Annotated in this window: 20 protein-coding genes; 6 read left to right on the forward strand and 14 right to left on the reverse strand. The window is 47.5% G+C overall.

All coding sequences use genetic code 11. From position 1 onward, the window contains the following. The 4 genes from P1P86_08705 to P1P86_08720 all read right to left on the reverse strand — a co-directional run. The coding region (locus P1P86_08705; GenBank protein ID MDF1575253.1) for a hypothetical protein at positions 1-257 on the reverse strand (257 nt) is incomplete at its 3' end. Between the two features lie 163 nt (positions 258-420). Further along, entirely contained in the window at positions 421-1,071 is a 651-nt protein-coding gene (locus tag P1P86_08710) for a histidine kinase (GenBank protein MDF1575254.1), read from the reverse strand. A 380-nt stretch (positions 1,072-1,451) separates the two neighbouring features. After that, positions 1,452-2,555, reverse strand: coding sequence for a hypothetical protein (locus tag P1P86_08715; GenBank protein ID MDF1575255.1), 1,104 nt, complete (start codon positions 2,553-2,555; stop codon positions 1,452-1,454). Continuing rightward, on the reverse strand, positions 2,555-3,610 hold the full coding sequence (locus tag P1P86_08720; GenBank protein MDF1575256.1) for a histidine kinase: 1,056 nt from the start codon (positions 3,608-3,610) through the stop codon (positions 2,555-2,557). Before P1P86_08720 ends, P1P86_08715 begins: the two co-directional genes overlap by 1 nt. Positions 3,611-3,897: 287 nt before the next feature. On the opposite strand from P1P86_08720, the gene P1P86_08725 reads away from it, so the two are divergent. Further along, positions 3,898-4,617, forward strand: coding sequence for a LytTR family DNA-binding domain-containing protein (locus tag P1P86_08725; GenBank protein MDF1575257.1), 720 nt, complete (start codon positions 3,898-3,900; stop codon positions 4,615-4,617). A 209-nt stretch (positions 4,618-4,826) separates the two neighbouring features. Here P1P86_08725 and P1P86_08730 read toward each other — a convergent pair whose 3' ends face one another. The 4 genes from P1P86_08730 to P1P86_08745 are packed head-to-tail and all read right to left on the reverse strand — an operon-like array spanning position 4,827 to position 10,447. Then, positions 4,827-5,690, reverse strand: coding sequence for a hypothetical protein (locus P1P86_08730; GenBank protein MDF1575258.1), 864 nt, complete (start codon positions 5,688-5,690; stop codon positions 4,827-4,829). Positions 5,691-5,707: 17 nt separating this feature from the next. Continuing rightward, positions 5,708-7,222, reverse strand: a complete 1,515-nt coding sequence (locus P1P86_08735) for a SusD/RagB family nutrient-binding outer membrane lipoprotein (GenBank protein ID MDF1575259.1) — start codon at positions 7,220-7,222, stop codon at positions 5,708-5,710. Between the two features lie 12 nt (positions 7,223-7,234). Then, positions 7,235-10,258 carry a SusC/RagA family TonB-linked outer membrane protein gene (locus P1P86_08740; GenBank protein ID MDF1575260.1) on the reverse strand — a complete coding sequence of 1,008 codons (3,024 nt, stop codon included), beginning with the start codon at positions 10,256-10,258 and terminating at the stop codon, positions 7,235-7,237. A 9-nt stretch (positions 10,259-10,267) separates the two neighbouring features. Continuing rightward, on the reverse strand, positions 10,268-10,447 hold the full coding sequence (locus P1P86_08745; protein MDF1575261.1) for a carboxypeptidase-like regulatory domain-containing protein: 180 nt from the start codon (positions 10,445-10,447) through the stop codon (positions 10,268-10,270). 356 nt (positions 10,448-10,803) lie between these two features. Between P1P86_08745 and P1P86_08750 the strand changes: the two genes are divergently transcribed. Further along, positions 10,804-12,177, forward strand: coding sequence for a hypothetical protein (locus P1P86_08750; GenBank protein ID MDF1575262.1), 1,374 nt, complete (start codon positions 10,804-10,806; stop codon positions 12,175-12,177). 774 nt (positions 12,178-12,951) lie between these two features. On the opposite strand, the gene floA is transcribed toward P1P86_08750, so the two are convergent. Genes floA through P1P86_08770 form a run of 4 tightly spaced genes read right to left on the reverse strand, consistent with a single transcriptional unit; the run spans position 12,952 to position 16,737 of the window. Beyond that, positions 12,952-13,962 carry a flotillin-like protein FloA gene (gene floA / locus P1P86_08755; GenBank protein MDF1575263.1) on the reverse strand — a complete coding sequence of 337 codons (1,011 nt, stop codon included), beginning with the start codon at positions 13,960-13,962 and terminating at the stop codon, positions 12,952-12,954. 2 nt (positions 13,963-13,964) lie between these two features. Further along, positions 13,965-14,435, reverse strand: a complete 471-nt coding sequence (locus P1P86_08760) for an NfeD family protein (protein MDF1575264.1) — start codon at positions 14,433-14,435, stop codon at positions 13,965-13,967. Between the two features lie 7 nt (positions 14,436-14,442). Next, a complete protein-coding gene (locus P1P86_08765; GenBank protein ID MDF1575265.1) occupies positions 14,443-14,727 on the reverse strand; it encodes an ATP-dependent Clp protease adaptor ClpS in 285 nt (94 codons plus the stop codon). Between the two features lie 54 nt (positions 14,728-14,781). Next, positions 14,782-16,737, reverse strand: a complete 1,956-nt coding sequence (locus P1P86_08770) for an SPOR domain-containing protein (GenBank protein MDF1575266.1) — start codon at positions 16,735-16,737, stop codon at positions 14,782-14,784. Between the two features lie 132 nt (positions 16,738-16,869). On the opposite strand from P1P86_08770, the gene bcp reads away from it, so the two are divergent. Genes bcp through P1P86_08785 form a run of 3 tightly spaced genes read left to right on the forward strand, consistent with a single transcriptional unit; the run spans position 16,870 to position 18,810 of the window. Continuing rightward, complete coding sequence (gene bcp, locus P1P86_08775; GenBank protein MDF1575267.1) at positions 16,870-17,334, forward strand: thioredoxin-dependent thiol peroxidase; 465 nt, start codon at positions 16,870-16,872, stop codon at positions 17,332-17,334. A gap of 13 nt (positions 17,335-17,347) precedes the next feature. Then, entirely contained in the window at positions 17,348-18,367 is a 1,020-nt protein-coding gene (recA, locus tag P1P86_08780) for a recombinase RecA (GenBank protein MDF1575268.1), read from the forward strand. 29 nt (positions 18,368-18,396) lie between these two features. Next, complete coding sequence (locus tag P1P86_08785) at positions 18,397-18,810, forward strand: hypothetical protein (protein MDF1575269.1); 414 nt, start codon at positions 18,397-18,399, stop codon at positions 18,808-18,810. Here the strand turns inward: P1P86_08785 and miaA are convergent. Then, positions 18,797-19,711 (reverse strand): tRNA (adenosine(37)-N6)-dimethylallyltransferase MiaA, encoded by a 915-nt coding sequence (gene miaA / locus P1P86_08790; protein MDF1575270.1) that lies wholly within the window; start codon positions 19,709-19,711, stop codon positions 18,797-18,799. The genes P1P86_08785 and miaA overlap by 14 nt on opposite strands. A 58-nt stretch (positions 19,712-19,769) precedes the next feature. Between miaA and smpB the strand changes: the two genes are divergently transcribed. After that, complete coding sequence (gene smpB, locus P1P86_08795; protein MDF1575271.1) at positions 19,770-20,222, forward strand: SsrA-binding protein SmpB; 453 nt, start codon at positions 19,770-19,772, stop codon at positions 20,220-20,222. Positions 20,223-20,230: 8 nt separating this feature from the next. On the opposite strand, the gene P1P86_08800 is transcribed toward smpB, so the two are convergent. Continuing rightward, the gene (locus P1P86_08800; protein MDF1575272.1) at positions 20,231-21,583 is read right to left on the reverse strand and encodes an EF-hand domain-containing protein; all 1,353 of its coding nucleotides are present in this window, start codon (positions 21,581-21,583) and stop codon (positions 20,231-20,233) included. Positions 21,584-21,589 lie beyond the last annotated feature (6 nt).

The following is a 21,589-nucleotide window of genomic DNA, read 5'->3' on the forward strand; positions in this document are numbered from 1 at the left end:
AACATAAACTCGCCGTTGAAAGCGACAAATGAGGTACACTGGCCCTCGTTATTAACCGCAGTATTCATGTTCATCGACGGATCGTCGTAATAAACCCTGAATACTTCATACCCCCGACCCATATAATGAAACACGTCACTCGTAGTCTGCACCACAAAATCGCCAGCTGACGAAGTGGAAGTGCCTGTCAGATAAACCTCTGAGGTTTCTCCATCTGCAAATGCAAATGTGGTAAACACACAGAATGCAACGACCATAGCCGCCAATCTACTAAACAAACTAACCTTCTTCATAGCATTCACTTATTGAGATTTAGAATAAAACTACTGCGAAAGAAATGCAGAATCAATAAAGTTCAATCAACGACCCGAAGCAGGATATGTAATACAGGTAAAATAGTGTAAATGACTCTGATGCCTTTTAAGCAGCCACTCTGTCGATGATCAGGTCAACGGCATATACATTTCCGATTGGCCGGGCATTCAGATGAAAATGCTTTCTGTAAGAAGACTCCAGCATCTTTCTAACGGCCTTTATACCCAGTCCGGTGTTTGTTACCGTAGAAAGCTGATTGTCCTCCTCACTCTGCTGAGTACCGTTTCGAACTTTGAGCAGGATTTTATCGTCCTTAACCACCAGATGAATGGTCACCCAGCAGTTATTCCTGCATTTGCGGATACCGTGTTTAAATGCATTCTCAATCAGGGTATAGATAGTCAGAGGAGGAATGGTAACACCCGCCGTATCACCCTTGACCTGAAAATCCATAAAGAAGGAGCATTCACCCAGCCAGATCTTTTCCAGGGCAATGTATTCTTTGATGAGAGCAATCTCCTCCGACAAAGGGATCGTCTCCCTGCAGGAATAAGAAACAACCCGCTCCAGGAGGCAGGAAAGGCCAGCAATGGCTTCAGGAGTTTCTTCAGACCGCTTTAAAGAAAGTGCATACAGGTTATTCAGGGAATTGAAAAGAAAATGAGGCTGCAGGAGATTCTTGAACAACTCAAGCTTGTTGCTGTTTTCCTCAGGCTGCCTGTGATTCCGGTAAATCAAGTATTGATCTGCGACCATGGTATTATCTTCTTTATACCGTCTCTGTACATTCCCTAAAACGAATATCACTTATTATGCCAATTATTTTTATCACTTGAATACCTGAATATTACAATACTTTTCCCTGTATTCCTCAAAGGTTAAAAGCGTCCGAAATTGAACAAAGCTGTGCGTCTGGGTACGATTTTGAATCTTACATTAACAGCCTGGGTGCCTTAAACCAGCGGAGCCGGTTAAGCAGAGAAGCAGGAAATGAAAGTGGAGAAAAAAACTTGCCGTCGGGTGAGTTACTTATTAAACCTAAAACCTTAAAGTAAGACTGCTGACGGCAAGTTGTCAATTGATGTACATAGAGTCACTTCAAATGTAACAGAGAGATGCAGGGAATAAAAACTTATTCAGTTTACAACCTGTTGGGAGCTGTTAATAGCTTCCGGCCGGGGGTAAAAGGTCTTCTCAGTACCCGGGTCCATGTTTCTGACGATAATGTAATAACCATAAGCGTGCGACTCCGTACTCACAGAAACCTGTCCCTTAAAACAGGATTCTACCTGTTGGAGTGTTCTCAGGCATTCCTTCATACTCTCCTCTTGCTTTTTTGGTCCGCTGTAAAGTATCTGAATGGTTATCATATTGGAATACCCCGAAGCCTCAATATTTAACTCAGGCATGGCAGGCTCGCCTTCATACTTCCTGAATATTAGGTCCACCAGTGTAAACAGGATCATGGGGGGCATTTGAATCTGCCCGGGGTCGCCGGATACAAAAAATTCCACATCTGGTTTGCACTCCTTGATCAGAGAGACCAGCACCACCAGTTTTCTGACCAGCTCAATCTCCTCGGAGAACAGTTTATGCTGCTCCTCGTGGTAAGTCATCACGTCGTTCAGAAGTTCAGAAGTTAAGGCAATGGCTCTGGTTACATGGGGCGATGATTCGCTTACCATACGATCGATATGATCAATCGCATACAGCAGCATATGAGGCTGAACCCTCGTGATGGCATTCTCCACCTGCTGCTGCAATTCAATATGCTGCAACTCTTTACTTCTGGTATCGGCCCGGTACCATTCCCTGAAGGTCGTGACAGCCAGAAATACAAAAACAATATAAAGATTACCCAGACCGCTCATAACTACATTGGCCGGAGCCAGATAGAGCTCGGTCACCTCGCTGCTTGTCTGGTACCACTTGAATATGAATTCATTGCTCAGGATAAGTTCCAGCACTGAAAACCCGTAAAAAAACAAAAGAAACAGAACAAAGAACACGGGGAACAACCTCTTATTCAGGAAGTAGGGGATCAGAAAATAAGCCACTACATAGGTATGAGCCATAAAGATGGGCAGAGTGATCAGGTAGTAGGAGAACCAGCCCAGGTAAACTTCAAAAGATTCCCCAAAGCTCTTTATGAATGTAAATCCGATAACCCATATCAACCAGAATACCAGATGTCTGAAGCTCCTGTTACCTTCCGGTTTTATGAGGAGGTCCGGTCTCATTACAGGCTCATATGTAGTTCAACTTCATGCTCGCTTTTTCTCTCCCGGACAGCCAGTCTGTGACTGTTAGGATACTCCAGCTCCAGTCTTCTTATACTGTTTTCATTTCTTGTATGACTACCTTTGTCAATGTGATCTTGTGAATCGGAGAGCGAATTGGCTGCCACAAAACGAAGCCTGGAGTCCTGCACTTTCAACTCTATTCTGATCCATGACTTATAAGGATTTCGTTCAGCACCGTAGACAAAACAATTCTCAACGAACGAGTAGAGAATCAGGGGTGCAATCTTTAAACCGCTCATTTGACCCTCCACATCAAGATGAACCTTTAGGCGGTCGCCAAATCTTAAAGTCTCAAGGCCTACAAAGTTTTCAATCATCTCTACCTCTTTTTCCAGAAAAACCTTATCGCTTCTGCTCTCATTAAACAGATAATGAAGAATGGCTTTCATCTTTTTCACTGTAGATTTGAGATATTCGGGCCGGTAGATCGAAATGGAATATAGACTGTTAAAATTATTGAATATCACATGAGGATCCATATGGCGTTCTATCAGCTGCAGCTCTGCCTCCAGCTCCTTTCGCTGCAACTCCCTGTTGTTCAAATCGACCGTATAATGGTCCCTGGCAAACTTAACCAGTGCAAAAAGAGCAACAATGAAGGTCATGTCCTTCGTGTTCACCAGCAGCACTTTCAATGAAATCAAATTTACAGATGGTGCATTTTCAGGAGCTATGGCCTGGTAAAAAATATAATCCGAAAAGAGAAATTTCAGCATGGAAAGCCCCAGTCCGGCAAGAACGAACAAGCTCAGAAAAATGGCTGCCTTCTTCCTGATCAATAATCGCGGAATCAGCACGTATACCGTAAAATAGGCGTATCCGAAAAAGAAGAACGCATTGGTAAATACCATGGAAAATCCCCTCCAGAAGCCCCCGGGTTCCTCAGACCGCGAATACGCCACCCAGGAAAAAAGAAAGACCATGCCCAGAAACAGGAGCAGATGCCTGAAAATCCGGAAGGACAATTTCTGACTGATTAAGAAATCGTACATAACTTAAAAATAGCCTTCATTCGGTGAACTACCATCTCTTATCAATCAATGCAGCATGCCAGCCCCCCCAGTTACTGGTATGAGCGTATATACGCAGTTAACAGATGTTACTGAGTCATTTGCCGGGGTTTTCTCGCTTTTCACTGAAATATTTTAAGAAAAGCGTGTAAATTTGTTATGTTCAAGTGAGATTGTAGGATTGTTTTCATGTTCCTTTATTGTTTTAAGCCCAAACGAAGTAACATACAGCCACCTGTTGGTTGTGGACGACTTATAATTTTAAAAGCATGAAAACAAGGTGTTTGATCGTTGACGATGAACCCCTGGCCAGAGAGCTGATCCGGGGACATATCCATAAACTGGAGAATTTTGAGGTTGTTGATGAGTGCGACAACGCAATGAAGGCTATTGAAGTCCTGCGCAAGCACTCCGTCGACCTGATGTTCCTCGATATCAAAATGCCCCAGATGACAGGGATCGATTTTCTGAAAACCCTGAAAAGGCCTCCCAAGGTGATTATTACCACTGCCTACAGCCAGTATGCGCTGGAAGGTTTTGAACTGGATGTGATCGACTACCTGATGAAGCCGGTTACCTTTGAGCGCTTTTTTAAATCGGTCAATAAGTATTTCCAGTCGGGACACACGGAAGAAGTGGAAGTGGAAGGCGGTAAGGGTGTAAACAGTGATGCCTTTATCTATGTCAAGGAAAATAAAAAAGTCATAAAAATCTATCTGAAGGAGATACACTTTATCGAGGGATTGAATGAATATATCAGGATCCACACGGATAACCGGAGGGTAGTTGTGAAAAGCAGTCTTCAGGGGATTGAAAACAAACTGCCTCCGGATCAGTTTATCCGGATCCATAAATCCTATATTATCTCCATACCGAGAATCAGAGCATTCAATGCAACCACTATTGAACTGGAAAACGCCAAACTGAGAATCGGGAGGAACTACAAAAACCAGGTTTTCAGTGCACTTCACTACAAACAGGAGATATAGATTGATTCTCCTCGCAGCAAGCTGCGAGGAATCATCGATTAATTGTTTATTTTAAATGTGCTCGCTTACCCCGCAGCAGAGCTACGGGGAATGCGCTCGCGTAATTCAACATTTTTTCGTGTTGACCGGCCTTTTGCTGAAAAAAAAGAGGATGCCCATTTAAGACATCCTCTTTTTTATGAATCATGCACCTGCTAAAGTGCTACAGTCTATTGCTTGGTCAGCACCGCGGTCCATTCCTCGCCGTAACCGGTTCCGCCAACCACCGTAATTGTACCATCCGGATTGAAGGTGAGATCGCCAAATCCCACTTCCCCCCAGGGATCGAAGGTATTTACCATAAAGAAATTCCCGCAGACATCCTGGATCGTTCCGGGCCAGTCGCCAAAGGGACACCAGCCTACTGCAGCATAGAAATGATCGTAGGTGCCAAAGGTGAAATCGGAAATCGTATAGAACCCCTCATTCGCTGTAGCTGTGATGCTTACTTCACTCACCAGACCCCCAACCGGATCGGCAAAGTCAGGAAAAGTGGAATTGGTGACCGAAGTGTAGGTTCCCACAATCACATCGGGATCTGAAGGACATACCACTGCTGCAGATATTTTGAAACCCTGGAGTTGCTCGGCGCTGGCCACCAGGTTATCCTGCAGGTTATCGTAGGTGGCTACTTTGCCATCGGTGCCGGTGGCAACACCCCTGAACTCATAGAAGTTGGAAAAAGTCTCTTCCACCGGCACCCCGAACAGGGCTGCCAGTTCATTACCATCCATGGAGAATTGATAGGGGAAGCTGGTGATGGTTGTCACCGGCAGAAAATCTGATTCACTTTCCCCATTGTCGTAAATTCGTTTGACCGTAATCTCGTGACTGGCCACATTACTCGCAGGAGCATCGAAGGTTCCCGATATTGGGGTACCTTCAATATCCTCCGAATTAATATTGGTGTTCACCGGATCGAAGGTCACAAATATCCCCCGCTCCACATCTGCCGGATCAATCAGCATGGGAGTCTCACAGGCGTATAGCAAGGCTGTAAGGAAGATGAATGTAATATATCTAGTTATTTTCATGATCTTTCTCGTTTATGTTATTGAATTATCCCTGCAGGATTGGTATCCCAGAACACCTGCACCGTATGTGGTTTCTGTGCTATGGATGAGTTCAGATTCACACAGGTTGCAGGATAGTTAAAGGTTCTTGGAAAGTTTCCAGCATCGCCCAGCACTCCGGGCTGCAAATTGGATGGCATCCCCGTTCTTCTTACCAGGTTATAGGATTCGACGCCGTTCCCAAACAGGGCGATATAGTACTCCTTAACAATTACCTCCAGGCGCTCATCATCGGTGGCAGCAGCATCATACAGGGAGCCCACCTCGGCCAGGTAATCATTGATATCCTGCTGAGTCGGAATAAAGCTCTGCGCAGCCAGAACTTCGCCAAAGGCCAGCACGTGAGTAATGGAGGCCTCCACGGCATCCAGCAGGAGTTGCCTGGGATCGCCCGTAGTTCCAAGGGTAAGGGCCGCTTCAGCCAGCATAAATTTAACGAAGCTTTCCTGCATAATCACTTCGGCACCGGCGCCCAGCAGGCCTGAAGCGGCAGTACCGGGTACTCCCTGGTCCATGTCAAATTCACCACCGGCAGGATATACTCCCCACAGGGTTCTGGACCTGGTATCCGGTGGAATTCCGTCATCGTCCAGGTGATCCCGTCCCCAGTAACCATCTTCCAGGGTACAGTAGGGAGTTCCGGGTGAATAATGACTCGGAAAATCCGTACCGTAACAGGGAAGCTCCTGGAAATCCTCCGAAGAATAGGTCTGCTGACGATAGAAGTAGTAGCGCATTCTCGGATCCACCACTGCCTTTTCATCATAGAGTGTCCACATGAAGTAATTGGCCATATAGTCATTTCCCCCGTTCAGGTAATTATAGGTAAAATAGGGATGACGACTGTCCGGATTATCCGTATTACGGCTGTATAAGAATACCCAGTCCTCGGACGGATCATCAATCAGATCATTCCCGGAGATCAGGCTGTTAATCTCTGTCGTGGCTCCGGCTTCATCTACCAGCCTCAAATTCAGATACACTTTCAGCTTAAGTGTCTTTGCAAGTGTGATCCAGGCCTCAGTATCCCCCCCGTAGAATAGATCGTTGGATGGAGTTGCGAGGGCTTCTTTGCCCAAATCAGCGATGGCCTCATTCAACTTGCTGATGGCCACATTATACACGGTCTCATCATCCTCGGCTGCCGGATTGAAATTACTTGCATCAAAGGCTTCGGTCCAGGGAACATCGCCGAAGAAGTCCACCAGGGTCACCAGTACATAAGCCTCCAGGATCTTCGTAATTCCTGCATGAATCCACCACTTTTGCTCCTCGTAGATAGGCAGGAAACTATGGGCATCCATCAATAGGCCCTCAAAGGCATTGGCCCAGACATTATCAAAATTAGTGGGATTGTACGCATAGTCAGGATTGGCATCAGCCAGCACCACTGCATCGGGATCCGAGGTCAGCTCCAGTTCAAAAAAGTCGCATGCACCGGTAAGGAAGCCCAGCAGAAGGGTGACTGAAATAATTATAAATGTCTTTTTCATGTTTCTCAATATTTAATGTTCCTGGAATGTCACTTTTATGCTGGCACCATACCTGGTGGAACTGGGACCTGTGATAAAGTCAAATCCAAGTCCGTTCCCCACACCAAGGCTCAGCATATCGGTATCGAAGTTCACATGCTCCGGGAAATTGACGGCTTTGAACCAGATATTCTGGCCCACCAGGGAAATATCAATACTTCCAAAAGGTGTTTTGGCCATCCAGTTCTTGGGAAGGGAATAGGTCAGTGAGATTTCCCTGAGCCTGATGGTGGTGCCGTCAATCACATTGACCTCGCTGGGTGCCTGTGATCCGAAATTGTTAAAGTAGGCATCGGTAGCATTGATTTGAATGTCGTTGGGACTTCCGTCTGCCAGTACACCCGGCATAACAAAAGACTGCATACGGTCAATATTGGTATCTTCGGTGATCCCCCTTCCAATCAATGTATTCACAGTCTCTGAATAAATATCACCTCCCTGGCGATAGTCCCACTGCATGTTTAAGGATAAGCCTTTAAAGCGAAGGCGGTTGATGATGCTTGTCTCGAAATCGGGATGGGGATTTCCAATGATGGCTGGTTCATCCGATTGAAGGAAGTTCCCTTCGCCATCGATAATAAAATTCCCCTCCTCATCACGGGCCACTTCGTATCCGTACATAACACCGTATGGCTGACCGGCAATGGCATAGTTGCCCAGGTCGGTAAAGCCGTTGATCAGAACCCGTTCCAGTCCGGCCCCTAATTCGTCCACTATGCTTTCATACTTGGTGAAGATTCCCCGGACGGTCCAGCTGAAATTGGTGGTCCGGACCGGTGTTACATGGACCTCCAGCTCCAGCCCGCGGTTGGTCATCTGCCCGATATTTACATAGGTCTGCGAATAACCGGTCGAGGGATCCAGCCTGGCATCGGTAATCAGATTGCTGGTTTTCTTCTGGTAAACAGTGACATCGGCCCCCAGGCGGTTACCAAACATGGCAAATTCAACCCAAAATTCGGCCTCCGCATGCAACTCGGGTTTCAAATCGGGGTTCCCCAGGAACCAGTTAATGCTGTTGGAGGGAATCACTGTTCCGTCCCTGTCCACATAAGCCCTGGCGTTGGCCGACAGTACGCTTTCTGTCACGTACAGCGGCGGGAATCCGGCCGAGGTACCATAACCGATCCTAAACTTCAGTAAATCGAATTTAGCATTGGTCTTCAAGCCTTCAAAAAGCTGGGAAGGAATGAAGGAAAGGCTTGCACTGGGATAAAACTGGCTCCTGTTCTCCGGTTGCAGAGAGGAGAACCAGTCGTTCCGTGCAGAAAGATTCAGAAACAGGTAGTTGCTGTAACTGGTTGTTAACTGTCCGAAAGCACCCAGGGTATTTGCGGCGGCGTTGCTCTGGAGCGCATAACCATTAAAGCTGTTGTAGGTGCTGTGATCGCTGAAGTTGTAATGGTTCATCACCCCAAAAACCAGCTGGTTGGTACTCTCCATTCCATCGGTAGTCCGGATATCCCTGACAGAAGAGCCGCCCAGGAGTAAATCCATGGTAATCTTATCCCCGATGTCCTGTTGTAAGGTCAGAAGAACCGACTGGTCCCAGGTGGTACTCATAATATGCCGTGTACGATACAGTCCATTGATATAGTTGTCATTCTGAACCGATCCTTTGTTCAGCTGGTACTCCTGTGTCTCCGAGAAATGGTCAATTCCATACCGGTAGGTCAGGTTCAGTTTTTCCAGGATGTTATAGCTCAGGTTCCCCGATCCGTAGATACGGTTCACATTATCGATCGATTTGGCATATTTGGTCGTCCAGCGGGGATTCTGTATGTCGTTACCCCTTCTGTAATATACACTCCGGTGATCCACAGGGCTCTCAAAGGGAAGTCCCATCAGGTCCACAGACCGCGGTGTATAGAGCACGTCGGCAAAAACAGAAATTCCGCTGCCTCCCCCGATACCGCTTCCATCTCCATAACTGATGGGAGGGGTTACCATATCGGTTTTAACGAAATTCATGGTGCCACTGAAGGTAAGCCGCCTGGTAATCCGGGAACTACCCCCGATCCCTGCATTAAATTTATTCAGCTCATTTCCGGGAAGGAATCCTATATCGTTCAGATAGCTCACATTGGCACTGTAGCTGGCCTTGTCATTACCACCTCTCATGGTCACAGCGGTATTGGATGCAATCCCCGTGCGGAAGAACTCGGTCACATTGTCGTAGGGTTTCAGTTCATACTGAACTCCATCCTGATACTCCGGGAAAGCCCCTATCAGTGATTGATCGGCAAAAAGTGAGTAAGGATGATCTGTCAGAGTGGGAGGATCGGTAAAAGCAGCACCCCAGTTGCTGAAGAAAAATCCGTTCTGCTGGTTAAAGCCATTTCCACAGGAATTCTGAAAAGTAGGCAGATTGACCCTGTTCAGGAAAACAGATTGATTCACCGTAATTTCCGATTCCCCTTCTGCATTGGATCCGTTTTTGGTGGTGATGAGAATCACACCATTTCGTCCCTCAGCCCCGTAAATGGTTGTGGCGCTCAGGCCTTTTAGTACCGAGATGTTCTCCACACTGTTGGGATCAATATCCAGGAAGCGGCTCGAGGTGGCCTGGTTCCCTTCGAGGAATCCCTGTTCATTGTCGGTTCCTGAATTGGTGCTTCCGGAGAAGCGTACCCCGTCCACAATAAAGAGGGGCTGGTTGTTCCCCTTAATGGATGAATAGCCCCGGATGGTGATATTGGTACCTGACCCGGAAACCCCGCTGGTGGCGGTAACACGTACACCTGCCACCTTCCCGCTGAGTACCCTTCCGATGTCGTTTTCCGAATTTTGTTCGATATCCTCCGCATTGATTTGTGATACCGAATAACCCAGGGCTTTCTTCTCCCTGGAGATACCGAGCGCGGTGACCACCACCTCATCCAGTTCCAGCAGGTCCTGTTCCATCACAACATCGATCACTGTGCTGGAACCGATCTCCAGCTCCCGGGTGAGGAGCCCTACGAATCTGAATACCAGGATTTCACCGTCGGTCGGCACAGTAATTACTTAATTGCCATCGACGCTTGTAATGGTCCCCACCGAGGTTCCCTTTACGGACACAGAGACACCCGGCAAAGGTTCCCCGTTGTCAGCGCTGACTACCGTACCGGTAATTTCCCGGGCCTGCCCAAAGAGGGTCAGGGTGCCCAGCGCTATAAATAGCAGAAAGCTTACAAATCTTTTCATAGACTCAGATTTAGATTAACATTTAAGAAATTCGAATGAAAGAAAGCAGAAAGCGTTCTGATTATCCAATAATTTCAGGCAATGGCAGGCTGTTGCAGCCATTCGGTCATTTCACATAAGTTGATATCCATTGACAGCCGGATTGCAGTCATTGACGGGGCAACTTGGCGTCATTGGCTGACAGATTCCTATAGCAAGAGGGAAAAGAAGCCTATAGCTGAGGGTCAATAGGTATCTGAAAGGGGGTCAACGGCCCGGGTTGAGATTTGAATAGTAAAAAGCCCGTACACCGGCTAAATGAAGCCGGTATACAAATTTTCCTATATTTATGAACTTATATACCTAAACTAAACTCTATGCTGACTGTTGCCGACTACCTGATTATTTCCGCCTATTTTCTTGTTATTCTGATTGTTGGAGCCCTCACCGGAAGGAACCAGGAGAAAGAGGATTTTCTGATCTCCGGAAGGAAACTGACTTCCCTCCAGGCCACCACCACCATCTTTTCCAGTCGTATCGGGGCAGCCATCCTTCTTACCTATACGGCCCTGGTCTACATGTACGGAATGGGTGCCCTCTGGTACTTTGTGGGCTCTGTATTCGGGCTCTTTGTCTTCTACTTCTTCGGATTGAAGGTTAAAAAACTTGCCGATAAAGAGAAATTTTACACCATGCCGGACTTTTTCTTCTTCCTGAAAGGAAAAACGGCCGGTTACATGGCCACCATTACCACCATTATCATCATGTTCGGATGGGTCGTCCTGAACTTTACTGCCGGAGCCAAGCTGGTATCTGAGTATACCCCTATCACCTACGATCTGTCGGTCATTATTGTGGGAGGCATTATACTGATCTACCTGATAGCAGGGGGCTTCGATGCCGTGGTCAAGACCGATATCATACAGACTTTTGGAATTTTCCTGCTTTTCGTGCTGATGATGTATCTTCTGACCACCACCAACACCAAACCCGGGCTGGTTTTTATGGACCTCTTCAGCATCCCCGCCATGCAAATAATCAGCTTTTTCCTGGCCGGGTTCTTCATCCCCATGGCCTCACCGGAACTCTGGCAGAGGGTTTATGCCATCAAAAACAAGAAGCACTTCCGGAGAAGCATCTTTTTGTCTTCCCTGTTCTACATCATTGTTGGCTTTATCCTCCTGCTGATCGGACTGGTTATCCGTGCCGATATCCCCGGTATTGCACCCGATACCTCCCTGATCGTGGGTTTCAGTAGACTCTTGCCGGTGGGACTGGCCGGATTGTCCGTAGTGATCATTTACTCGTCGGTCTCCTCCTCGGCCGATACCTATATGTTTACAGCATCCGCTTCAGTGACCCAGGACTTCCTGGAGAAAACAGGTTTAACAAAAACGTATAAGCTGAAAACCACCATGCGGTGGAGCATGCTGGTGCTGATGATCCTGGGAGTAACCATGTCCCTGATTCTCCGGGATATTGTGGATGCCACCTTCTTTTTTGTCTCCCTGACCATGTCGCTTGGACTCCTGGTCCTGGTGCTCTGGATCTATCCAAAAATCAATCGGCTGAGCGTCTGGCTCGCTATCCTGTTCTGCCTGATCGGGGTGATTGTGCCGGCTATTCTGTTCGGAATCTCTGAGCAGTTGGTGATGTGGGCCTTTGCGGCATGTCTCTTTGGCGTGCTTCTGGGAATGATCGTGGAAGGGATCCGGAAATTAAGCGGCCGTTCGAAAAACGGACTGCAATAATCTTTCTTTAAGTGGATAAGAACAAAATGGGAGCAAACTTTTGGGTTTGCTCCCATTTCACTGATAAGTACCCATAGCCACCAATCAGTGCCGAGCTACAGTTATTATGGCCGGCCCAACCAATCATCCCCGAAGGGTTTATAAACAGGCAGGCCCGGGTTCTCGGCCCGTGTTCCGTAAAACACTGACCTGCAACCGTCCTTTCATCCAATGCTTTACACCGGATTTCCGGGACTGGCTCCTGAAGGCCCCTGCCTCAGCCATTTCTTAAGATATGTCTGAGACCAGAGTGAGAAAGCTTAGCGGAACCCCGGAGGATTCTTTTTGGCTCTTCATCCTTAAGGACCAACCATTAAAAGAACATCCAATAGGAGATCTGTGGTTAAATATACCCGGAGACTCTGTCTCCCGGCATATGCCTGGCTCTGGATGAATCTCCGGATCGGGGAAATCCCGATTCCGGCTGGTTCGCTAACCAGATCCCTTGGGTCTGGCTCTCTACACCAGGCGATTCTTCGAGCGGCCTGTTATCTCTTACTCGGTACAATCAAAAATAGACCATCGCCCGACGGAAATCAAGAAACAGGGACAAATCTATATTCACAATTCATCCACAGGGCTTATTAACAAATTGTGAATATCTCCAATCTCAAGCATAGCAAACAATACCTGCCATATCCCGTATGACTATCAACAGGTCCCTGTGCTCTCATGGACGTTTTTTGAAGGGAATCATATCAGCCTGGAGCAGTTTGAGCTCAGGGTACAGGAGTATTATTTCTCCGGATTATCGGACCGCCCCGGCTTTCTCCGGGAACCCTGTGTCCCTTTGGAAATGGAATCCCTCATGGTGGTATCCGCCTCAATATTCTTAAACTTATAGTAATCCATGATGCCCAGGTTCCCGCTTCTGAATGCCTCAGCCATGGCAAGCGGAATCTGCACTTCCGCCTCAATAACCTTGGCCCTGGCCTCCTGAGACTTGGCTTTCATCTCCTGCTCGGTAGCCACTGCCATGGCCCTGCGCTCCTCCGCCTTGGCCTGGGCAATATTTTTATCCGCATTGGCCTGATCCATCTGAAGCACAGCGCCAATGTTTTTTCCGATATCTATATCGGCCACATCAATGGATAGAATCTCAAACGCTGTTCCCGCATCCAGTCCCTTTTCAAGTACGATCTTCGAAATATAGTCAGGATTTTCAAGCACCTCTTTGTGAGATTTGGAGGAACCAATGGATGAAACGATCCCTTCACCAACCCTGGCCAGGACAGTCTCTTCACCGGCTCCGCCAACAAGTTGTTTGATACTCGCCCTTACAGTAACGCGTGCCTTGGCAATCAACTGGATCCCATCTTTAGCTACTGCCGTTACCGGAGGAGTATTGATCACCTTCGGGTTTACCGACATCTGAACCGCTTCGAGCACATCCCTTCCTGCCAGATCAATGGCTGTAGCCATCTTGAAAGAGAGGTCAATATTGGCCTTGCTTGCCGAGACCAGTGCGTGGATCACCTGTTCCACATGTCCACCTGCCAGGTAGTGTGCTTCCAGTTCATCCCGTTGAATTGAAGCAAGTCCTGCCTTATATGCTTCAATCATGGATCTGACGATAATGGTGGGCGGAACCTTCCTCCATCTCATTAGAATCAGCTGTAACAGAGAGATTCGAACACCCGAAAGCAGGGCGGTGAACCACAATCCGATGGGGATAAAATATAAGATAATCCAGAGGCCAATGATACTGGCCACAACAATAATAATCCATGTGAAATCAAATTCCATATCTATTTTTCTTTAACTGGTTTTACACTAATCCGGGTCCCCTCAACAGAGACTACCATTATATCGGAATGTTCATCAATATATCCTTCGGTAGACTTGGCTTCCCGGACAATTCCGTTCACCTCAATCTTACCCATGGGTGCAAGCCGGGTCAGGCTGGTTCCCATATCACCTGCTTTGATCTGGTCCTCGGTAATATTACTGTCCACCGTACTATTTACATCGGTCTTTAGCACCAGACGGTTCCAGGTCCTGGCCCTGAGCGACATGGCAATCACAAATACACTGAGCATCAGGGTGCCGATCAGGACCCATACCCCGGTGGAGGATCCAAAATCATTAAAAGCCTTATAAACACCGACAACAGTCAGCACAAGTCCCCCAATGCCCGCAATGGTAACTCCGGGCACCAGCAGGAACTCGATGACAAAAAGCAGAATCCCCAGTACAATTAAGATGATAATTACGGTCATAACAGAATTAATTATCCACGGAGGCATTCAAACCCCGCGAAATTAACTGGTACCTGAGTTCCCTCATCTCTGTCAGGGAACCGGATCTGACTTCGCACTTGCCTTTAAAATGGGTTATGGTGGCGCATTGCTCTGCCTGTGTCAGGGAGTGATCACAAATTTCCACCAGCACCTCCATCACATAATCGAAGGAATTGACATCATCGTTAAGGAGAATCAGTGTTGCCTGGTTCTGATTATCCACTCCACCCGATCGTAACTTATGAGGCCTGCTGGTAAAATTACTGTCCATCGTAAATGACTATCACACTCATCAAATATATAAAAAAACTTCTTCAATCAACACTCACTCCAATTGTTTTGCCTTCTGTGTGGATACCATGATTCCATGATACCACGCCACAATGAACGCATCTTCATAACCCTGGGAATGAACCCTGGGTATGGCCGTCGAAGCATCCTGATAGCGGGAGAATTTTCCTGCATAATATTTGACCAGGCCCTTCCCCTCCACGTGCTCTCCCGTAATGGGACTGATTCCGCCAAAAGCATCGGGTTCCACCTCAGCCCCAAATGCACCCAGTTGAATCCTGTAAAATGTTCCGGATGGCAATCTCAGGTCCATGGGGATGGGATTGACCTCACTATAAGGAGAACGAGTCAGAATATCGAAGCTGTGGACCACAGAGGAAACAGGGGGTGTTTTTACCCGGGATGTCCCGACCCCCGGCTTCTCCTTATGTTCAGGTTCCGCATAACGATAAACCGTAAGGCCATCCACGACCCTGTCGACTACAATGGTTTCAGGAGGATGAACTGTTTTACTGCTTGCACTTTCCGGTCTTTTTTTCTCCATTTCTGCATAAAGCAGATCTGCCTCTGCCTCCTCATCACGGGCCCTTTTCTCCCATACCATGATCTGTTTTTGCCAGACCCACCTGTCATTCGAATCGTCCGATTCCCTGACCTTTATCCTGGCAATGGCCGCCAGGTCCTTCAGCGAATCGGAAACAGCCTGATGCCTCAGGGCACCTGCCAGGGACTCCCGGTATATGGAAACCTGCTCAATTTCAGGTTCCTTTGAATCACCTGCAGGAGGAAAATCATTCTTTGAAACGGGCGTCTTTTTACTGACCGGCAAAGAATGCCCGGCTTTCCCGATTCCGGCCAGCATCATTTCAGCAGCACCTCCCAGCCGGGCTATCTCCCGGAGCCTCTGATGATCATCCGGGGCTACCTCCTTCTTCGGTTCGACCAGGTGAACCCGGTACACCGTTACCGTGGAATCGGTCCCCATCCTGGTAGAAAAGAAAAGAACCATACCCAGATCTGAACCAGGGAGCAAAAGGTATTCATCCATCACCGAATTCACCGGGAAGCCCAGATTTACAGGATCGGTCCACTGATCGCGGTCCTTATCGTAATGAGACTTGTACAGGTCAAAGCCTCCCACACCCAAGCGTCCATCGGAGGCGAAATAAAGATCATTTTCAATGGGATCAAAATAAGGGAGTATTTCATCTCCGGAACTGTTCAGTGCTGCTACCTCCTCCGGATCGCCCCATGATTTTCCCGCCCCTTTCCTGACTCTGAATATCTGAGCTCCATCCTTTCTGCTCCTGGAATATCCGGAAAAATAGAGATAATCCCCCCTGACCGGATCTTTCGGAATAAACATCAGTCCGGTCAAAGCTTCAGGGTCCTCATCTGACAGAAAATAGGCCTCCGGTTTCTTATTCAGTTCTCCACCTTTCATCTTTACCTGTGTGAATTGCAGGGAATCGGAGAGATCCATAAAAGTCACATTCATCACCTCGTAGGGATTATAAGAGGATGTAATTTCCATGGCACTCCTGCAGGTGCTGATCAGGTGCTTCACATCAAGCTTCTTCCTGTCCTGCCTGCTGGCCAGCATTTCATACTTTTCGTAGCAGTTCCTGGCATCCCTGAAATTATAATGGAGGTGGTAGGCCCTGCCCAGGTAAAAGACGGCATCGGGGAAGTCACTACTTTTGGAAGCCCCGTAAAGCAGCTCTATCGCCTCATCCAACTCCTCGTTCAATTCCACCAGGCATCTGCCGGTATAATAGCTGTAGAACGGATCCCTTCCCCGGACTTCCATTAGAGATCTGAATCCTGAAAGCGCAGCACGAAAATGGCCCTGATTGAAATGACTCAGCGAGGATTCCTTCAGCTCCTGCCTCCTGTCTGGCTGTTGCTGCCCGTAAAGGCATGATCCGGTGAAAAACAGCAGCAGGACCAGAGCTGCAACAAAAGTTTTGGAAACTTGTTTAATCATCATATAAATCCATCATTGGAGAGCAAAAATAGTAATAATCCGGTGCAAGCAGGCAGCCTGAATTGTTAATAAAGACTCTGCCTTACAGGCTACCTGTTTACAGCAATCTTCGTACCTTTAAACTTTAATTTTATTATGTCAGATCTGAAAGAAGGAGATCTCGCTCCTGCCATAAATGCCACAGACGAAAACGGACAATGGATCACCCTCGAAGAATACAGAGGTAAGAAAGTTGTGCTCTATTTCTATCCCAGGGATAATACACCCGGTTGTACTGCCGAGGCATGTGATCTGAGAGACAATTACGCCCGCTTCATTGAACAGGGTTATGAAATCATTGGAGTCAGTGCCGATAGCGAAAAATCGCATCAGAGTTTTAAAAATAAATACGATCTTCCTTTCCGGCTGATCTCAGATGTAAATAAAAAGGTTCTGCAGGATTACGGAGCCTGGGGTGAGAAAAAAATGTACGGGAAGAGTTATATGGGTATCTTGCGGAAAACCTTCATCATTAATGAAGAAGGCTTTGTTGATAAGATTATTGAAAAAGTAAAAACCAAAGAACACAGCAAACAGATATTCACAGAATCATCACATTAAGTAATAAAGTCATATGAGCAACGGAAATGGCAGTGATACGAAGCAGGAGAAACTAAAAGCTCTTCAGCTTACCCTGGATAAGATTGAAAAAGGATATGGTAAGGGTGCCATCATGAAACTGGGCGATAATGCAATTGAAGATGTTCAGGTGATCCCGTCAGGATCACTGGGTCTGGATCTGGCTCTGGGTGTTGGAGGTTATCCCCGGGGAAGAGTGATCGAGATTTACGGGCCGGAATCATCCGGGAAAACTACTCTGGCCATTCATGCCATTGCAGAAGCTCAGAAAGCTGGTGGAATTGCTGCCTTTATAGATGCTGAGCATGCTTTCGACCGCTTTTATGCAAAAAAACTGGGAGTTGATATTGAGAACCTGTATATCTCTCAACCCGATAACGGGGAACAGGCACTTGAAATCGCCGATCATCTGATCCGTTCAGGGGCCATCGATATTATTGTGATTGATTCAGTGGCTGCACTCACCCCCAAGTCTGAAATAGAGGGAGAGATGGGTGAATCAAAAATGGGCCTGCAGGCCAGGCTCATGTCCCAGGCCCTCAGGAAACTTACAGCCAATATCAACCGTACCAATACCACCTGTTTTTTCATTAACCAATTGCGGGAGAAGATTGGTGTGATGTTCGGAAATCCTGAAACCACCACCGGGGGTAATGCACTGAAATTTTACGCATCGGTGCGCATCGATATCAGGCGCATCGGTCAGATAAAAGAGGGAGAAGACATACAGGGGAACCGGACCAGGGTGAAAGTGGTTAAGAATAAACTGGCACCCCCCTTCCGAAAGGCGGAATTTGACATCCTCTATGGCCTGGGGATTTCTAAATCGGGTGAATTGATTGATATGGGGGTAGACCTGAACATATTGAAAAAGAGTGGTTCCTGGTTCAGCTACGGGGAGACCAGGCTGGGGCAGGGCAGGGATGCTGTAAGGAATCTTTTAAGGGATAATCCCGAATTAGCAGAGGAGATCGAAGAAAAAATCAAGCAGGCCATCCAGGATTCTGAAGTATAGATAAAAAAATACTAATCTGTCTGTCAGACATGAATTTCCTGTTACATTTCATATTTATCGCAGCTTTTCTGCTTATTTATATCATTGCGATTATTATTCTAAAACCATTCCGGATACATCGGAAACGCCCCGTTTCTACCATCCTTATCAAAGCCAGTTACCTGATATATCTGGCCTGCTTCCTGTTGATGGCCTATCTCATTCTTTTCTTTTCAGCCAGTTCAGAGCCGGCCGATGAGGTAGATGAGGAGAAGATACTCAACGCTCTCACGGTGTTTAGCATCTTCGCTTTTTTCATACCGAATATCGGGATCATGATTCGCCGCAGAATTGGCACCTGGCGTGTCACCTACAATTATATAGTGGCCGGTTTGAATCTTCTTATAGCCCTGGGAATGATCTGGTTTATTATGGACCTGCCCTGGAAATTCAGGACTCATTGAGCAGTCTCAATGCCGTTTCTATCTTCTCTTCCATGGAGAGAGTACCCTCCAGCCAGTGGATTTTAATGCCCCTGCGCTCCATCCCCCTGAAGTAGGTCATCTGCCGCTTGGCAAACTGGTGTATGGCGGTATTCAGTTGGCTGAACATCTCTTCAAAGCTGAGCTCGTTTAACAGGTACTTACTCACATAGCGGTATTCCAGTCCATAGTAGTCAAGCTGAGCGGCCTTCACCCCTCTCCTTAACAGCTCCTCCACCTCTTCCACCATCCCTTCTTCCATTCGCAAGCTTAGCCGTTGGGTGATCCGCTCCCTTCGCAACGTCCTTTCGAACCGGATTCCCAGTACAAGGGCACTCCGTTCCTTTTCCGGAGCCGGATCTTCTTCCCGGACAGACTGGTGCCTGGCAATCTCAATGGCCCGGATCAATCGTTTACGATGCGCTGTATCAGTAATATTATGAAGAGGGACATGCGACTTGAGAATAGCCGTCAGTTCCTCATCGCTCTTTTTTTCCAGCTCCTGTCTCAGAGAAGAATTCAAAGGCACATTCAACAAGCGGTAATTCCGGAGAACGGCTTCCAGGTACAGGCCTGTCCCCCCGCAAAGCACCGGGAAAATCCCTCTTTCGGAGATATCAGTAAACACCCGTAAGAAATCACGCTTAAAAAGATAGACATTGTACTCATATCCAGCATCCAGGATATCAATCAGGTGAACCGGCACCCGGCTGTGTTCTACCAGGTAATCATCGTAATCCTTTCCGGTTCCAATATCCATTCCCCGGTATACCTGCCTCGAATCGGCACTGATAATCTCTCCTCCCAGCTCCTTTGCCAGATGAGCGGCAAAAGAGGTTTTACCTGCTGCCGTATGTCCGAGAACCGTTAATATTTCCACCATTTCCTGGTCACGTGAAATCAAATATACCTTTTTTATATCTTTGAGGACATTTACAGTTTTGGGAAATAAAGTCCACATAAGGAACAAGAAGGCCTACCACGACTACGAGATTCTGGAAAAATACGTGGCAGGGATTCAGCTACAGGGGACCGAGATAAAATCGATCCGCATGGGTAAGGCAAGCCTGGCAGACTCTTACTGCCTCTTTGTAAACAAAGAACTTTATGTCCGGGGCATGCAGATCGCGGATTATACCTGGGGCAGTTACAACAAGCACACACCAGGCCGTGACAGAAAACTGCTGATGACGCGCCACGAACTAAAAAAGCTGCAGAGAAAGACCCGGGAAAGCGGCCTCACCATCACCACACTGAAAATCTTCATTTCGGACTCCGGATATGCTAAGCTAGAGATCGGATTAGCCAGGGGAAAGAGAGAGTTCGATAAGCGTGAAACCATTAAAAGAAAAGATACCCAGCGCCAGATGGATCGCTTGCATAAGATTAAATAGCCCGGGTCTTACTGAGAGAAAAAGAAATCATTAAGCTTTCTCACCTCCTCCAGGTCCAGCTGATAATCAAAAAACTGATCGATCACCTGCAGCAACTCCTCAAATGAGAGTTCGCCATCTCCGTCCGTATCAAGCATCTGGAAATTTTCCGGAATTTCAAGCTGCGAATCCAGCCGGTACTGACCGCTGATAATAGTCGTATATGCATCCACATCCTCCCGTGGCATGGCATTGTCCCAAGGCTCCATGACTGTCAGATAATCCTCATCCGTAACCGTAATACCTTCTTCATCGACCCAGGCGCCCGGTTGTGTGGACAGCTCTCTGTCCAGATAATCAGCCACTCCATCCATATCACCATCCAGCGGGCAGCCGAGTGAGTCCACCTCAACTCCGTAAGGTGAGCCCGGACAACGGTCCGTGACATCCAGAACAAAATCTCCGTCTTCGTCATCAAAGAGAAGGGGATCAAACTCCACATCCGCATACAGGAGCTCGACGGTCCTGGTACTAGGATCGGAGAACAGATCGAAGTGAAGGGACAGGTGGGAAAATACAAAACTGTCATTCCCCTTTCTTCCTGCAATGCTGGTTCCTTCAAAAGCCACATTATCGAGCATATCTGTCATGGCATAGTGATAGGAAATTCCCAGGCTGAAAAAGGCACGGCTGCTGATCCTGAAATGACTCCCAAGTCCAATGGGAAGCACCAGGGCCTTCTGACTATAAGCTCCCAGTCCAAATTCCTCCTGCTCCAGAAGACGAAGGTCGGTCTCATATTCGAAGTCCCTGTACAGTGGAAGAGCTCCTTCCGGAAGTGATTCCGGGCTATCCATGATCGAACCATCCGACCAGTAATAATATGTATGTCCACCGGCATCTGTCAGGTCCCCTTTTGCACTGAAGGTGAGGACCCCCACTCCCACCGACACATAGGGCCTGAGCAGGGCCTTTTTCTTAATCATATGGCCAAACCTGTATTCTACATTTGCCCCGATAGAAGACACCGATGATCTGAAATTCAGATTCCTCGATAAATCGCCATAAGAATAGGAGTTGCCACTCAGGTTTCCGAGCAGATAGGAGAAGTTCCCTGTGAAATGGTGCTTCCTGTCCACAAAAGTGGCGATATTCAACGATACAGCATTGTTTCCGATCACCGGGCTTAGCATACTGTTGCGCACATCGCCACGGAAATTTAACACCCCGTATGAAAATGAAACCACCGGCATATACACCGGATTCTCCACGGTGTCGATCCGCTGAAGCAGCGAATCATAATCGATCTCCTGTGCATTCAGAACAAAGGGGAGCATGGCGAAAACCAGAAACAGCTGCCTGTATGTGCGATTGTGTTGCAAAGGCCT

The organism is Bacteroidales bacterium, assembly GCA_029210725.1.
GTDB lineage: Bacteria > Bacteroidota > Bacteroidia > Bacteroidales.